Source organism: Kribbella yunnanensis (assembly GCF_039529655.1).
In the GTDB taxonomy this organism is placed as follows: domain Bacteria; phylum Actinomycetota; class Actinomycetes; order Propionibacteriales; family Kribbellaceae; genus Kribbella; species Kribbella yunnanensis.
On sequence record NZ_BAAANF010000016.1, the window covers coordinates 50,959 to 65,144 of the forward strand.

Annotated in this window: 13 protein-coding genes; 9 read left to right on the forward strand and 4 right to left on the reverse strand. The window is 68.3% G+C overall.

Features of this window, described 5'->3' with window-relative positions; genetic code table 11:
- Positions 1–1,021 (reverse strand): DUF3866 family protein (locus ABD231_RS21180; protein ID WP_344154508.1); only part of this gene is annotated, 1,021 nt, incomplete at its 3' end.
- Between the two features lie 78 nt (positions 1,022–1,099).
- Between ABD231_RS21180 and ABD231_RS21185 the strand changes: the two genes are divergently transcribed.
- Positions 1,100–2,056 (forward strand): helix-turn-helix transcriptional regulator, encoded by a 957-nt coding sequence (locus tag ABD231_RS21185; protein ID WP_344154511.1) that lies wholly within the window; start codon positions 1,100–1,102, stop codon positions 2,054–2,056.
- Positions 2,049–3,020, forward strand: coding sequence for a helix-turn-helix transcriptional regulator (locus ABD231_RS21190; RefSeq protein WP_344154513.1), 972 nt, complete (start codon positions 2,049–2,051; stop codon positions 3,018–3,020). The genes ABD231_RS21185 and ABD231_RS21190 overlap by 8 nt, the downstream gene beginning before the upstream one ends.
- Here ABD231_RS21190 and ABD231_RS21195 read toward each other — a convergent pair.
- Entirely contained in the window at positions 3,017–4,207 is a 1,191-nt protein-coding gene (locus ABD231_RS21195) for a winged helix DNA-binding domain-containing protein (RefSeq protein WP_344154515.1), read from the reverse strand. The two genes, ABD231_RS21190 and ABD231_RS21195, sit on opposite strands and share 4 nt — an antisense overlap.
- Positions 4,208–4,325: 118 nt before the next feature.
- Between ABD231_RS21195 and ABD231_RS21200 the strand changes: the two genes are divergently transcribed.
- The 6 genes from ABD231_RS21200 (at position 4,326) to ABD231_RS21225 (ending at position 10,442) form a co-directional block, all read left to right on the forward strand.
- The gene (locus ABD231_RS21200; protein WP_165952621.1) at positions 4,326–4,490 is read left to right on the forward strand and encodes a hypothetical protein; all 165 of its coding nucleotides are present in this window, start codon (positions 4,326–4,328) and stop codon (positions 4,488–4,490) included.
- 61 nt (positions 4,491–4,551) lie between these two features.
- On the forward strand, positions 4,552–4,857 hold the full coding sequence (locus ABD231_RS21205; RefSeq protein WP_344154518.1) for a twin-arginine translocase TatA/TatE family subunit: 306 nt from the start codon (positions 4,552–4,554) through the stop codon (positions 4,855–4,857).
- Positions 4,858–4,878: 21 nt separating this feature from the next.
- Positions 4,879–5,703: a twin-arginine translocase subunit TatC gene (gene tatC / locus ABD231_RS21210; RefSeq protein WP_344154521.1), complete on the forward strand. Its 825-nt coding sequence runs from the start codon at positions 4,879–4,881 to the stop codon at positions 5,701–5,703.
- Positions 5,703–6,575 carry a diacylglycerol/lipid kinase family protein gene (locus ABD231_RS21215; RefSeq protein WP_344154523.1) on the forward strand — a complete coding sequence of 291 codons (873 nt, stop codon included), beginning with the start codon at positions 5,703–5,705 and terminating at the stop codon, positions 6,573–6,575. The genes tatC and ABD231_RS21215 overlap by 1 nt, the downstream gene beginning before the upstream one ends.
- A gap of 120 nt (positions 6,576–6,695) precedes the next feature.
- Complete coding sequence (locus ABD231_RS21220) at positions 6,696–7,520, forward strand: chitosanase (RefSeq protein WP_344154526.1); 825 nt, start codon at positions 6,696–6,698, stop codon at positions 7,518–7,520.
- Positions 7,521–7,586: 66 nt separating this feature from the next.
- The gene (locus ABD231_RS21225) at positions 7,587–10,442 is read left to right on the forward strand and encodes a DEAD/DEAH box helicase (RefSeq protein ID WP_344154529.1); all 2,856 of its coding nucleotides are present in this window, start codon (positions 7,587–7,589) and stop codon (positions 10,440–10,442) included.
- Here the strand turns inward: ABD231_RS21225 and ABD231_RS21230 are convergent.
- Positions 10,415–11,464, reverse strand: a complete 1,050-nt coding sequence (locus ABD231_RS21230) for an SDR family oxidoreductase (RefSeq protein WP_344154532.1) — start codon at positions 11,462–11,464, stop codon at positions 10,415–10,417. The two genes, ABD231_RS21225 and ABD231_RS21230, sit on opposite strands and share 28 nt — an antisense overlap.
- Positions 11,465–11,542: 78 nt before the next feature.
- Here ABD231_RS21230 and ABD231_RS21235 point away from each other — a divergent pair, with 78 nt between their 5' ends.
- Positions 11,543–12,076 (forward strand): TetR/AcrR family transcriptional regulator, encoded by a 534-nt coding sequence (locus ABD231_RS21235; RefSeq protein WP_344154535.1) that lies wholly within the window; start codon positions 11,543–11,545, stop codon positions 12,074–12,076.
- Here ABD231_RS21235 and ABD231_RS21240 read toward each other — a convergent pair.
- Positions 12,065–14,128 carry an alpha-amylase family glycosyl hydrolase gene (locus tag ABD231_RS21240; RefSeq protein ID WP_344154538.1) on the reverse strand — a complete coding sequence of 688 codons (2,064 nt, stop codon included), beginning with the start codon at positions 14,126–14,128 and terminating at the stop codon, positions 12,065–12,067. The two genes, ABD231_RS21235 and ABD231_RS21240, sit on opposite strands and share 12 nt — an antisense overlap.
- Positions 14,129–14,186 lie beyond the last annotated feature (58 nt).

Here is a 14,186-nt window from a genome sequence, read left to right on the forward strand (position 1 = left end):
CGAAGTACGCGCGGTCCTCGTCGAGTGAGCGGCCCATGGTGGACAGCTTGACCGGTGCGGCCTGCATTGCGTCGTACAGGCCGTCCACACCGATCCGTACGACGCGGTGCCGGGCCTTGAGCGGTTCGGCGGCGTCACGGACCGCATCGCCGAAGTCGCCGTCCAGATCCGGTACGACGACGTCCGCCGGCTGCAGTGCGACCCGGCCGTACGCGGTGAGGCTGTGATGCGAGATCCCGCGGTGTCGCGGACGCGGATCGGCCTCGGAGATCCGCAGTGACGCGACTGCTCGCCCACCGAGGGTCTCGACCGCGTTGACCGCCTCACCGGACTGCACCCCGCTGAACCCCCAGCGCGTCCCAGTCCCGAGATTGCCCGGCCCCTGTGTCAGTACGACGACCTCCGCCGCCATCACGTGCACTGCGGTCAGCAGCCCGGTGTGAACCGTCACCGCCTCCCGATCACCGCCGTACGCCTGCCCGACCGTCACTGTGCCGCTCAGCCAGCCACTCTCGCGCAGCGCGGCCACAGTCCGCGAGAACGCGATCGGCAGCGCCCCGCCGTCCGTCATCACGTAGACGACCCGAGTGTTCGGCCGCGCCTCGTACACCCCGGCCAGTACGGCCGGCAGTGCGGAGTGCAGGTCCGCCACGACGACCGGCGTACCGAAGAGGTCGTCCGCATCTCGCAGTACGTCGTGGTCCGGTGACTCCTGGTCGTCCGCGCCCATGACCATCGCCTGAAGCGGTGTGTAGCGCGCCTTCACCAGGTGGCCGCCCTCAGGCGGGTCCTCCGGGAGGCGGTCCGGCAGAGCCACCACCAGGGCGTAGCCGCCGGTCCCAAGGCCCTTGTCGAGCGCACCGACGTTCAGCAGCACGCGGTCACCGGCGACCGGCGTACCGACCAGGTCTGGGTAGGCCAGAGCGCGCACCGGCTGCTCACCCACCAGTGCGGTCACTTCGACCGCGCCCGCCCAGCTTCGCCCGACCTGCGTCACCACACCACTACGCCACCGAATCACACGGCGACCTTAGTCCGTCCGAACACCTGTTCGGTGGGGGAGGCGTGGTTTGACGCTGTGAGGCCGTAAGGTGGACGGGTGTCGGCGCGGAAGAGTGAGCGACTGCTCAACGTGGTCATCTGCTTGCTTGTCGCGCGCACGTACGTGACCAAGGAGCGCATCCGCGAGGCCGTCGAGGGGTACGCGGGCCAGACCGACGACGCCTTCGAGAAGATGTTCGAGCGGGACAAGGACGAGCTGCGCGACCTCGGCATCCCGATCGAGATGGGCACGATCGACAAGTTCTTCTCCGACGACGTCGGCTACCGGATCCGCCGGGATGTCTTCGAGCTGCCCGAGGTGCAGCTGGAGCCGGACGAGGCCGCCGTACTCGGCGTAGCCGCGCGGGTCTGGCAGCACGCGGGGCTGTCCGAGGCCACTACCTCGGCCGTGCTCAAGCTGAAGGCGGCCGGCATCCAGACCGACCAGTCCGCACTGAGCGCGATCGAGCCGCATGTCGGGGCGTCGGAGCCTGCGTTCGACACCGTCTGGTCGGCTGTCGTCAGCCGGACCGCAGTGCGGTTCCAGTTCCTGCGCAGTGGCGCTACCGAGGCCATGACGCGGACGCTGGAGCCCTGGGGCATCGTGTCCTGGCACGGCCGTTGGTACGTCGTCGGTCGCGACCGTGATCGCGAGGCGACCCGCATGTTCCGGCTGTCCCGTATCGGCGGCGACGTGAAGACCGTCGGCAACCCAGGGGCGTTCACAGTCCCAGAGGGCACCGATCTGCGGTCCCTCGTCGCAGAGCTCGCTCCGCCGCGTCCGACGTCGGAGGCGAAGGTCCGGGCGCGCACCGGTTCGTGTGTGAGCCTGCGTCGCCGCGCCAACGCCATCGAGCCGTACGAAGAGGGCTGGGACCTGCTCCACGTCCCGTACGCCGACTCTGCCGTACTGGCCGAGGAGATTGCGTCGTACGGTCCGGATGCCGTGGTCGAGGGCCCTGGTGACGTGCTGGACGGTGTGCTGTGGAGACTCCGGACGGTGGCCGGTGTCTAACGCACGTGATCAGGTGCAGCGCCTGCTCGCCCTCGTGCCGTACCTGCGGGAGAACGACGGAGCCCGTGTCGACGACGTCGCGAAGGAGTTCGGCGTCCGGCCGAAGCAGATCCTCGCGGACCTGAAGGTGTTGTGGTTCTGCGGTCTGCCCGGTGCGCAGATGGGCGATCTGATCGAGATCGACATCGAGTCCGCCGAGGGCGAAGGCGTCATTCACATCAACAACGCCGACTACCTGGCACGGCCGCTGCGGCTGGCAGCCGACGAGGCGCTCGCACTGCTGACCGCGCTGCGGACGCTGCGCGAGGTGACTGCCGGTCAGGACCGGGATGCGGTCGACCGGGCGATCGCCAAGCTGGAGCGTGCCGCTGGTGAGGCTGCGGCGGCCCATGAGGGCTCTGCCGCGCATGTGCATGTCGAGCCGGCCGCACCGGAGATCGCTGAGACGGTGAACCGGGGCCTGGCCGGGAAACGCCGCCTGCACCTCACGTACGACGTACCGTCGCGGGACGAGACCACTGAGCGGGATGTGGACCCGATGCGGCTGGTTGTGTCGGACGGGCGCAGCTACCTGGAGGCGTGGTGCCGGCTGGCCGAGGACGTCCGGCTGTTCCGGCTGGACCGGATCGCTGCCGTCAAACTGCTCGACCTGCCGAGTGAGCCGCCGCCGGAGGCGACTCCGCGCGACCTGTCGAACGGCATGTTCCAGCCGTCCGAGCGGGACCTGCTGGCCACGATCCGGCTCGCGCCCCCGGCCCGCTGGGTCGCGGAGTACTACCCGAACGAGTCGGTCGAGGAGGGCCCCGAAGGCTCACTCGTCGTCAAGCTGCGGGTCGCCGACATCGCTTGGTTGCAGCGTCTGGTGCTCCGACTCGGCGGTGCGGCGACTGTGCTCGATCCGCCCGACCTGAGCAGTCAGATCGCTGAGACGGCCCGCGAAGCACTGTCGGCGTACGACGTCTAGCCCTGGCTGAGCTGTCGCTCCAGGGGGACCCGGAAACGCGGTGTCACACGGACTCCGGCCAGCCAAGTGGTCCACCGGGCTGCCTCCGCCTCGACCAGCGCCTCGGTCTCGTCGCTGACGTCCTCGAGGAGCTGGAAACGCACCTCACCTGACTCCGGCTGGCCCCAGCCGCCGATGATCCGGCCGTCCGCCCAGACTGTCGGGCCGATGTTGCCGGTGGTGTCGAAGAGCCTCGCCTTGTGCGCACCGAGGTACCAGCCGCGGTCCTTCCAGCCCATCGGCGTCGGGTCGAGTGCAGGCAGGAACGCCACCCACGGCTCGACCGGGACCTCAGGCTCCTCGTCACCGGGCAGGACATAGCCGACCTGGCCGTCCAGATCGACCGCCACTGCCTCCACCGCAGCCAGGGCCTTCTTCGTCTGACCACCTGTCCACCCGGCCCACCACTGCAGGTCAGCAGCCGTCCCCGGCCCGAACGACGTCAGCCACGCTCGTGCCAGGGCTACTCGTGCCTCCTCGGCAACCGGCTTGTCGCCTAGGCCGCCTGCCAGCCAGTCCTCCGCAGGAGACCACTGGTGCTGGCTGCTCAGCCAGGTGCCGAGTGGTCGGCCGCGCACGATCCGGCCTTCGACAGCTAGCTGGAACAGCACCCGACTGGTCACGTACGGCGCTGCGGCATACGCCTTGCCCTCCGCCATGCTGAGCCGGGTCCGCAGCCGGGGCTCGTCGGCTGACAACTCTTGAGCGGTGGCTGAGCCACGCAGCGCCAGCGCGGTCGCAGTGGACTCCTCGACCGCCCGCAGCCACGTGCCGCAGGACTCCGCGTCACCGGCCACTCCGGCCTCGGTGAGGTGTTTGACCAGCAGCTTGCGCTGTTTGACCGCGATGTCGTCCGCACAGGCCGCTTGAACGATCGGCCCGAACGACGTCGGTACGACGAACACCGTCCGGCGCATCCCGAGCATCCGGATCAGCGACCGCTCGTCGTACAAGGCACGCTCTGTAGCGGCGACGTCACTGCCGGGCACTCTGGCGGCGACGGACAGGTGCACGGTGGCCGGGTCGGTGGCGTGCAACGCGACCATCGCCGCGGCCGCCTCCGCCGCGTTCGCCGCCTGGCTTGACGCTGCCAGCCGGTGCCGGCGCCCAATCCGTGCCCGCCGCTCCTCGACCCCGATCTGCCGCATTCCGTCCCCTCACCTGCCTGCCGGACACCTGGTTTTACCATCACGTTCCGACACCGTTGTCGGGCGGGACGCCCCGGGCGACGTGGGCGGTGCCCGGGAACCGGCTAGGCTCCTTGGTATGTACTGGCTCTTGCTCTTCCTTGCGGTGGTGGCGGTGTGGCTCCTGGTCCTCGCTCTGCTGGCGAAGAAGTTGTGGGGCAAGTCCAAGGCGCTGCTGCGAGAGTTGGGCGCCGCTCAGTCCAAGCTGGACGCTGCAATGTCGGAGGACCGGGTCCGGGCGTAGTATCCGTCTCGAATTCTCCGGCGTGAGCCACGAGTAGAAGTTCTGTGAAAGGGAGACCGACATGAACCCGCTCATCACGATGCCCTCGGGCGCAGAGTGGCTGGTCGTCCTCGCGATCGTCGTCCTGCTCTTCGGATCGACCAAGCTGCCCGCCCTGGTCCGCCAGCTGGGCAAGTCGAAGAAGATCTGGGAGGAAGAGGTCGGCCCCCGCAAGAAGGACGCGGAGCTGACCGGAGAGGCGAGCACGCCGCCGGCCCAGACCCCTGTGCAGCAGCAGGCGGCCCCGCAGGCCCAGGCCCAGGCCCAGCCGAACCAGGCCAACGGCCAGGCGCCCGGTGAAGGCCTGCCGCCGCACACGGCCAACTGAGCCGAGTAGTACGTCTTGTCGATGGTGAGGTTCGGGCGACGCAAGGAGAAGAAGGAGCGCCGCCCGAAGGACGAAGAGGGTCGGATGACCCTGCGCGAGCACATCACCGAGCTCCGCAACCGGCTGGCCATCGCGGTGCTCGCGATCGTGCTGATGTCGATCCTCGGCTACATCTTCTACGACCACGCGCTGGCGTTCCTGAAGAAGCCCTTCGACGAAGGCGTCGCCGACCTGATCGCCAGTAACAACGGCGGTAAGCGGCCGGAGCTCACCTTCAACTCGGTGACCTCGCCGTTCACCTTCCAGATCAAGATCTCGATGGTGTTCGGCCTGATCCTGTCCAGCCCGGTCTGGCTGTACCAGCTGTGGGCGTTCATCGCGCCCGGGCTGCACCGCAGTGAGAAGAAGTGGGCGTACCTGTTCGCCGCGATCGCCACCCCGCTGTTCGCGGCCGGCATCTGGGTCGCCTACTGGACACTGCCCAAGGGCATCGAGATCCTGATCGGCTTCACCCCGAGCTTCGCCCAGAACCTGATCACCCTGCCGGAGTACCTGGACTTCGTGCTGCGCACGATGCTGGTGTTCGGGATCGCGTTCCTGCTGCCGCTGGTGGTGGTGCTGCTGAACATCCTCGGCATCGTCCCCGCGACGGCGCTGGCGAAGTTCCGGCCGTACATCATCTTGTCGATCTTCCTCTTCGGTGCGATCGCGACCCCGTCGGGTGACCCGTTCTCGCTGATGTTCCTGGCCGTGCCGATGTGTCTGCTGTTCTTCGGCGCCGAGATCGTCGCCCGGCTGAACGACCGCCGCCGGCGACGCAAGAACGACGAACTGCTGGAAGCCTGATGGCCCGCAAGATCGCGCTGGTGGTGAACCCCACCAGCGGCAGAGGACTGGGTGCCCGGGTGGCTCCGGTGGTCCAGGCGCGGCTGGAATCGGCCGGTCTGACCGTCGAGAGCTACCAGACGACCTGCGCCGAGGATGTCGGCCGGATCTCGGCCGAGGTGATCGCCTCCGGTGCGGACGCGGTCGCGCTGGTCGGTGGTGACGGCACGATCCACCTCGGGGCTCAGGTGCTGGCCAAGTCGGGGATGCCGTTCGGCGTGATCCCGGCCGGGACCGGCAACGACTTCGCCCGCGGCCTCGGCCTGCCGTTGAAGGACCCGACCGCGGCGGCCGACCTGATCGTGGCCGGCAACACCCGCACGGTCGATCTGGCCGTCGCGAAGGACGAATTCATCACCACCGTCGTGGCCGGCGGCTTCGACTCGCTGGTGAACAAGCGCGCCAACGCGATGACGTGGCCCAAGGGCAACTCCCGCTACACAGTCGCCACACTGGCCGAGCTGCGCACCTTCAAACCCCTCCAGTACGTCGTCACGGTCGACGACGAGGTGATCGAGACGTCGGCGATGCTGGTCGCGGTCGGCACCGGCCCGACGTACGGCGGGGGACTGCAGATCTGCGCCGGGGCGGTCATCGACGACGGGCTGCTCGACATCACGATCATCCAGCCGGTGTCGCGGCTGACGTTGCTGCAGCTGTTCCCGAAGCTGTCCAAGGGCACCCACGTCGGGCACCCGATGGTCCGCGCACTCCGCGGCCGCTCGGTGCGGATCGAGTCGCCCGGCATCACGGCGTACGCCGATGGTGAGCCGCTGGGCCCGCTCCCGGTCGACGTCACGATCGCGCCGGGCGCGCTGTCGGTCTTCGCCTGACCGAACTGCGCCTGATCGAAAAACTATTTGGAGCTGAAGTGTTTTCAGCTCTGCACTCCATCTGATAGTAAAGCTTCCTATCAGTTAAGTTCACTTCCGGACGCCCCCTCGGAGGAAGACATGGAGTACCGCCCCACTCGCCGGAGCACTCTGCTGCTCGGTCTCGGCCTCGCCGCCGTCCCGGCCACCGCTCTGGTCACCCGCTACGCATCCTCGGCCGACGCCGCCGTGCAGGCTGTCAACCTCGACGATCCCGCGAAGAAGGAGATCGCGATGAAGGTCGTCTGCAGCGCGGAGAACTCGTCGCTGAACTGGAAGAACTACTACAAGTACATCGAGGACATCGACGACGGCCGTGGCTACACCGCGGGCATCATCGGGTTCTGCTCGGGCACCCACGACATGCTCGAGCTGGTCGAGCTGTACTCGCAGCGCAAGTCCGGCAACATCCTGCAGAAGTACCTCCCGGCGCTCCGCGAGGTGGACGGCAGCGACTCGCACGACGGGCTCGACCCGAACTACACCAGGGACTGGGCGACGGCCGCCAAGGACACCGTCTTCCAGCAGTGCCAGAACGACGAGCGCGACCGGGTCTACTTCCGGCCGGCCGTCTCCCAGGGCAAGTCCGACGGCGTTCGCGCCCTCGGTCAGTTCGCGTACTACGACGCCATCGTCATGCACGGCGACGGCGGCGACTCGACCAGCTTCCGGAACATCCGCAAGCGCGCTCTCGGCAAGGCGAAGCCGCCGGCGCAGGGTGGTAACGAGACCACCTGGCTGAACGCCTTCCTGGACGCCCGGGTCTGGGCCATGAAGCAGGAAGAGGCACACAGCGACACCAGCCGCGTCGATACCGCGCAGCGCGTCTGGCTCCGCAACGGCAACCTCGACCTCAACACCCCGCTGGACTGGAAGGTCTACGGCGACAGCTACCACATCGGCTGACCGCAGGGACCGTGCCTGGTTTGATGGGCGTGGGTTTTTGGGGGAGCGGTCGAATAGTGTGTAGCCATGAGCACCCCGTCCGAGAAGTACGCAACTTTCCGCTCGGACCAGGAGCATCCTGCGGTGAAGGAGTTCCGCGGGCTGTATGACTTCGCACTGGACGAGTTCCAGCTCCGCGCCTGCGCAGCGTTGGAGGACGGCCACCAGGTCCTGGTGGCCGCGCCGACCGGGTCCGGGAAGACTCTGGTCGGCGAGTTCGCCGTGCACCTGGCGCTCCAGCGGGGTCAGAAGTGCTTCTACACGACACCGATCAAGGCCCTGAGCAACCAGAAGTACGCCGATCTCGTCAGCCGGTACGGCGCGGATCAGGTCGGACTGCTGACCGGGGACAACTCGGTCAACTCCGAGGCCCCGATCGTCGTGATGACCACCGAGGTCCTCAGGAACATGCTGTACGCCGGTTCTCGGACACTGCTCGGCCTGTCGTACGTGGTGATGGACGAGGTGCACTACCTGGCCGACCGGGCTCGCGGGGCGGTCTGGGAGGAAGTGATCATCCACCTGCCGGACTCGGTGTCGGTGGTGTCGCTGTCCGCGACCGTCAGCAATGCCGAGGAGTTCGGCGACTGGCTGGCGACCGTCCGCGGTAACACGGTCGTCGTGCTGGAGGAGAAGCGGCCGGTGCCGCTGTTCCAGCATGTGATGGTCGGGAAGCGGCTGCACGACCTGTTCGCCGGTGAGACGCCGACGGTTGGGGCCGGCGTGCAAGCGCAATTCGGTCCGTCGGCCGGTCGTCCGAATCGCTCGGGGAACCCGGCCAAGGCCGCGGGGCAGGGCACTGCCACCGATCTGCGTGATCTGGTGAATCCGCAGCTGGTCAAGATCGCCCGCGACGACAACCGGATCTTCCGCGACGACTCGCGTAAACCGCGCCGGCGTCGCGACCTGCCGAAGAATCGCCCGCAGCGCTCGCACTTCACGCCGTACCGGTCCGATGTGGTCGAGGAGCTGGACGCGGGCGCGCTGCTGCCGGCGATCTTCTTCATCTTCTCGCGCAAGGGCTGCGAGGACGCGATGCTGCAGTGCCTGCGCTCCGGCCTACGACTGACCAAACCGGCCGAGCGCGACGAGATCAAGCGGGTGCTGGCCGAGCGCACCGTCGACCTGCCGGACGAGGACCTCGGCGTGCTCGGGTACCACGACTTCTCCGAGGCGCTCAGCCGCGGGATCGCGGCGCACCACGCGGGCATGCTGGCGGCGTTCAAGGAGGTCGTCGAGGAGCTGTTCGCGCGCGGGCTGATCAAGGTCGTGTTCGCGACCGAGACGCTTGCCCTGGGCATCAACATGCCGGCGCGCACCGTCGTACTGGAGAAGCTGAGCAAGTGGAACGGTGAGGCGCACGTCGACATCACCCCGGGGGAGTACACGCAGCTCACCGGGCGGGCCGGGCGGCGCGGGATCGATGTCGAAGGACATGCGGTCGTGCTGTGGCAGCCCGGGTTCGATCCGCGGGCGGTGGCCGGGCTCGCATCCACTCGTACGTATCCACTGCGGTCGTCGTTCTCCCCGTCGTACAACATGGCCGTGAACCTGGTCCGCCAGGTCGGGCGGACGCGTGCGCGCGACATGCTCGAGCTGTCGTTCGCGCAGTTCCAGTCCGACCAGGCCGTGGTCGGGCTCGCGCGCCAGGTGCAGCGCAACACCGAGGCGCTCGAGGGCTACAAGGAGTCGATCGACTGCCACCTCGGCGACTTCCTCGAGTACGCCGCTCTCCGCCGCCGGATCGGGGATCGCGAGTCCTCGGGGTCCAAGGCGCGCAAGCAGGACCGCCGGGTCGAGGCGCAGGAGTCGATCGAGAAGCTGAAGATGGGCGACGTGATCCGGATCCCGGCCGGCCGCAGTGCGGGCTGGGCGCTGGTCCTCGACGCGGGCATGCGATCGGAGCGCGAAGGACCGCGGCCGACCGTGCTGACGCTGGACCGGCAGGTGCGGAAGCTGTCGATGATCGACTTCCCGACCCCGGTCGAGGCGATCAGTTCACTGCGGATCCCGAAGAAGTTCAACGCCCGCAATCCGCAGCAGCGGCGTGAGCTGGCGCAGGTGCTGCGGGTTCGGACCGACATGCTCGGCGAGGACGGACCGCCGTCGCGCACCCGCGGCCGCGATGTCGTCAGCCACGCGGACGACCCGGAGCTGCAGGAGATGCGGGCGCAGCTGCGCGCACACCCGTGCCACGGCTGCTCCGACCGCGAGGACCACGCCCGCTGGGCCGAGCGGTACTTCCGGCTCGACCGGGAGAACCGTGACGTCCAGCGCAAGATCGAGCAGCGGACGAACACGATCGCCCGCCAGTTCGACCGGGTCTGCCAGGTGCTCGACGCCCTGCACTACCTCGACGGCGACAAGACAACCGAGGCCGGCGACCGGTTGGCCCGGATCTACACCGAGCTCGACCTGGTCGCAGCCGAGTGCCTGCGGCAGGGTGTTTTCGACGACCTCACCGTGCCCGAGCTGGCGGCGGCATTGGCTGCGCTCGTCTACGAGTCACGTTCCAAGGACGAGCCAACCTCACCGCGCCTGCCGCGCGGCGACGTCCGCCCGGCGCTGGAGAAGATGGGCCAGATCTGGCGCGAGCTGTCGGCGCTGGAGCGGGACATGCGCGTCGACTTCCTGCGCTCGATGGACCTCGGCTTCTGCTGGCCGGCCTTCCGCTGGTCGGCCGGTGCCTCGCTCGCCGAGGTCCTCTACGAGTCGGACCTGGCCGCCGGTGACTTCGTCCGCTGGACCAAGCAGCTGATCGACCTCACCGAACAGGTGGCCGACGCGGCCGGCGACACCCCGCTTCGCCACACGGCACGCCAGGTCGTCGAGCAGATCCGCCGTGGTGTCATCGCCTACGCCGCGGTGGTCGACGAGTCCTGACCGATTCCGTGGCTGAGCAGGCTTTCGGCGGTCTCGGCGATCGTGTCCTCGATCGGGCGTGACCGCCAGCCCAGGAGCCGCTCCGCCTTGGCACTGGTGGCGTTGAAGTCCTGACCGAGCTGCGGCCGCAGCGCGCGCAGCGGGCCGCCGAACCGGGCGAGTACGCGCGCGAGCGGGAGTGGCAGCTCGCGGCTCGGAGCCTGCGCCGCGCGGTCCCCGAGCCGCGAGCGCAGGATGCGGGCGACCTCGACGATGCGCAGGCTGGGACCGGCGGAGGCAAGCCAGCGTTCGCCCGCCGCGGCCGGGTCGGTCATCGCGCGCAGGTGCAGGTCCGCCACGTCGCGGACGTCGACCCAGCTGGTCGCGAACGGCGGGCAGGCCGGCAAGGCGCCTTCGAGCATGGCGCGGATCGTCCGCAACGAGGGCGGATCGTCCGGGCCGAGGACCGGGCCGAGCACGGCGGTCGGATGCACGGCCGCCAGTTCGAGACCGTTGCCCTGCTCCTCGATGAACTGCCAGGCCGCCCGCTCGGCGAGCGTCTTCGACTTCTGGTACGGCGGGATGCCGGCGTCGACGTTCGACCAGTCCGCCTCGGTGAACGGCGTCGGCCGCCGCGGATACCCGTAGCCGATCGCACCGAACGCGCTGGTCAGCACCACCCGGCGGACCCCCGCGTCGCGAGCGGCCCGCAGGACCCGCAGTACGCCGTCCCGAGCCGCCGAGACCATCGACTCCTCGCTCTCCGGCGTGCTGCGCAGGGTCGGCGAGGCGACGTGCAGGACGTACTCACAGCCGGCCACCGCGTCCGCCCAGCCGTCATCGCTCTGCAGATCCGCCTGTACGACGCTCAGTCGCGCGTCCTCGAAGTCGGTCGCCGCATGCAGCTGAGCGCGCAATGCGGTCGCGCGGTCGAGACGTCGTACCGTCGTCCGGACGTCGTACCCGGCCTCCAGCAGGGCCAGCACACACCAGCCGGCGATGAACCCCGACCCGCCGGTCACCAAAACCTTGTCCGTCCTCATGATGCTCCTCTAAGCTATGTGGAGAGTTCTCCAGATACGGTAGTGGAGAGCTCTCCACTTATCAAGGCGAGGAGTCTTGTGGTTCGTTCGGACGCTCGGGAGAACCGGGAACGCATCCTCGCGGCGGCTCGCGCGGCCTTCCTCGACGACGGGTCCACCTCGATGAACCAGGTCGCCCAGCGCGCCGGGGTCGGGGCCGGCACGCTGTACCGGAACTTCCCGACTCGGGAGGCGCTGGTGTTCGCCGTCTATCAGGACGAGGTGGAGCGCATTCTCGATGCGGTGCCGGAGTTGTTGGCTGAGTTGCCGCCGCTGGAAGCGCTCCGGCAGTGGACCACCGGGCTGGTCGACGCGATGCGCCGGAAGCACGGCCTGGGTGACGCGCTCGGCCCGGCCACGCGGCAGGCGATCACCGAGCAGACGTACGAGCCGGTGATCGGCGCGATCACCACACTCCTCGAGGCCGGGCAGCGCGACGGGACGATCCGCGCCGATGCCGACGCGGGCGATTTCCTCGCGCTGACCGCCGCGCTCTGGCGGGCGTCCGACGAGCGGTCGCCGCGGATGCTCGCGCTGATCCTGGACGGACTGCGCCCGGAATCAGGGGCGTAGGTCCGCCGAGCCGATCCGGCCCTGGCGATCCTTCACCACGACGCGGTACTGCGTGGCTTTGGTCTTGGCGTAGACCCGGTACGGCGCTGCGTCGTCGGTGCCGAGGATCTGCCACCGGCCGTTGACGCGGGCCGCGAACGTGGCTTGGGCGTAAGGCTGATCGGGCACGCTGGCGATCAGTGCGGTGCGACCGTCGGTCGTGTTGTTGCCAAGGGCAAGCGTTGGTCGAGGGCCGGTGGGGGCCGGCGGTAGCGGCTTGCTGCTGCGGTAGACGACTGTGCTGAGGGGTGGGATCGTCAGCTGGAGTTTGCGGTCTCCGACTGCTGAGCTGAATGCTTGGTCGACGCTCGGGCGGATGCGGTCGTATCGTCCGGCTGCCCCCACCGGTACGGCGACTGTTTCCGCGACCGTGGATGCGTTGGCGGCGACGACGTACTCGCGACCGGACTCGCGATCGATCCGGCTGAACGCGACCACGTCACCATCGCCCAGTCGCAGTACCTGGTTGCCGCGTTTCCAGACCGGGTCGGCGGCGGTGAAGTGCGCGAGGTCGGCCAACTGCTTGTACAGCGGGTGATTCGGGTCGAAGTTGCCGTCACCTGGTGTCCGGTCGGTCCCGACCTGGTCCTGGTCGACGAAGTCCGGCACCTTCGACGGGAACATGTCCTGCCGCGCCTCCGCATCACCCGCGACCCCGGCGAAACCCTGCTCGTCGCCGTAGTACACGACCGGATTCCCGCGCCACAGGTACAGCAGTTCGTTCCCGAGCTTCACGCGCGCCAGCCACTCCTGCTCGGTCATCCCCGGCCGATCCTGTTTCAGCATCGTCGACAACCGGCCCATGTCGTGGTTCCCGACGAACGTGGTCAACGAGTACGCATTCGAGTCCGCATCGGTGTACAGATCGTCGGCGTCCGCGACCCGACCGAGGTCTGCCGCACCCTTCCCCGCGAGGAACGACCGAGCCGCACCCTGGAACGGAAAGTCCAGTACGGCGGGCATCTTCGCGTCCGTCGTGTAGTGCGACGTGAGCAGCGGGTCGCCGCTGTAGACCTCACCGAAGACGAAGAAGTCTTTCTTGCCCTGGGCAACGGCATGCCGCTGGATCGCCGGCGCGAACGCCTGCCAGAACTCGTCGTTCACATGCTTGGTGGTGTCGACCCGGTACCCGTCGATGTTCATCGTGTCGATCCATGACGAGTAGATCTGCTCCATCCCGGCGACCACGCGCGGGTGCTCGGTCATCAGGTCGTCGAGTCCGAAGAAGTCGCCGTACTCGAGTTGCTCACCTTCGAACACGGCCGCCTCGCCGCGGTTGTGGTAGAGCGTCGGATCGTTCAGCCAGTCCGGCTTCTTCAGTGTCGGGTGGTTGACGATCGGCTTGTACGGAAAGGAAGTCTCGGCCGAGAGCTTCGGGAAGTCCGGCCGGCCCGCGACTGCCTTGATGTCGAAGGGCTTGCCGTTGGCATCCCGGTACGGCGTCTCCGCGAGCGTCTTGTACGGATGCGCCCCGTCGAAGGTGATCTCGTCGGCGGTGTAGCCCGCGGTGATGTCGAAGAACACCCTGATCCCGCGGGTATGCGCCTTGTCGACGAACTCTCGCATCTCCGCCGCCGTCCCGAAGTGCGGATCGAAGCTGGTGAAGTCGGTGATCGCATACCCGTGGTACGCCGCGAAGGCGCCAGCCGCGCCGAAGTCGACCACCCAGCGATTGCGGAACGGGGGATTGACCCAGACCGCCTTCACCCCGAGCCCGGCCAGGTAATCCACCTTGCCTGTCAACCCGTTCAGGTCGCCACCGTGGAAGAACTGCTTGTCGGTCGGGTCGAAGCCGTTCACCAGCCGATCACCCGGTACGCCGCCGCGGTCGTTGCCCGGATCACCGTTCGCGAACCGGTCGATCATCACCATGTAGAACGGCACCCCGGACAGCCCGGTCCGCACCGAATCGCGCGCCAGCCCGGCGTCCGGCGTACCGGCTTGTGCTGGCTGGACGGCGGACAGCAAGGCTAGGGCGACGGCTGCAGCGAAGGCGGTGGCTGTCTTCTTCACCCTCTGCACGCTAATGGACCGACGGGTTTATAGGGTTCGATGGCATCCGCCTGCCATT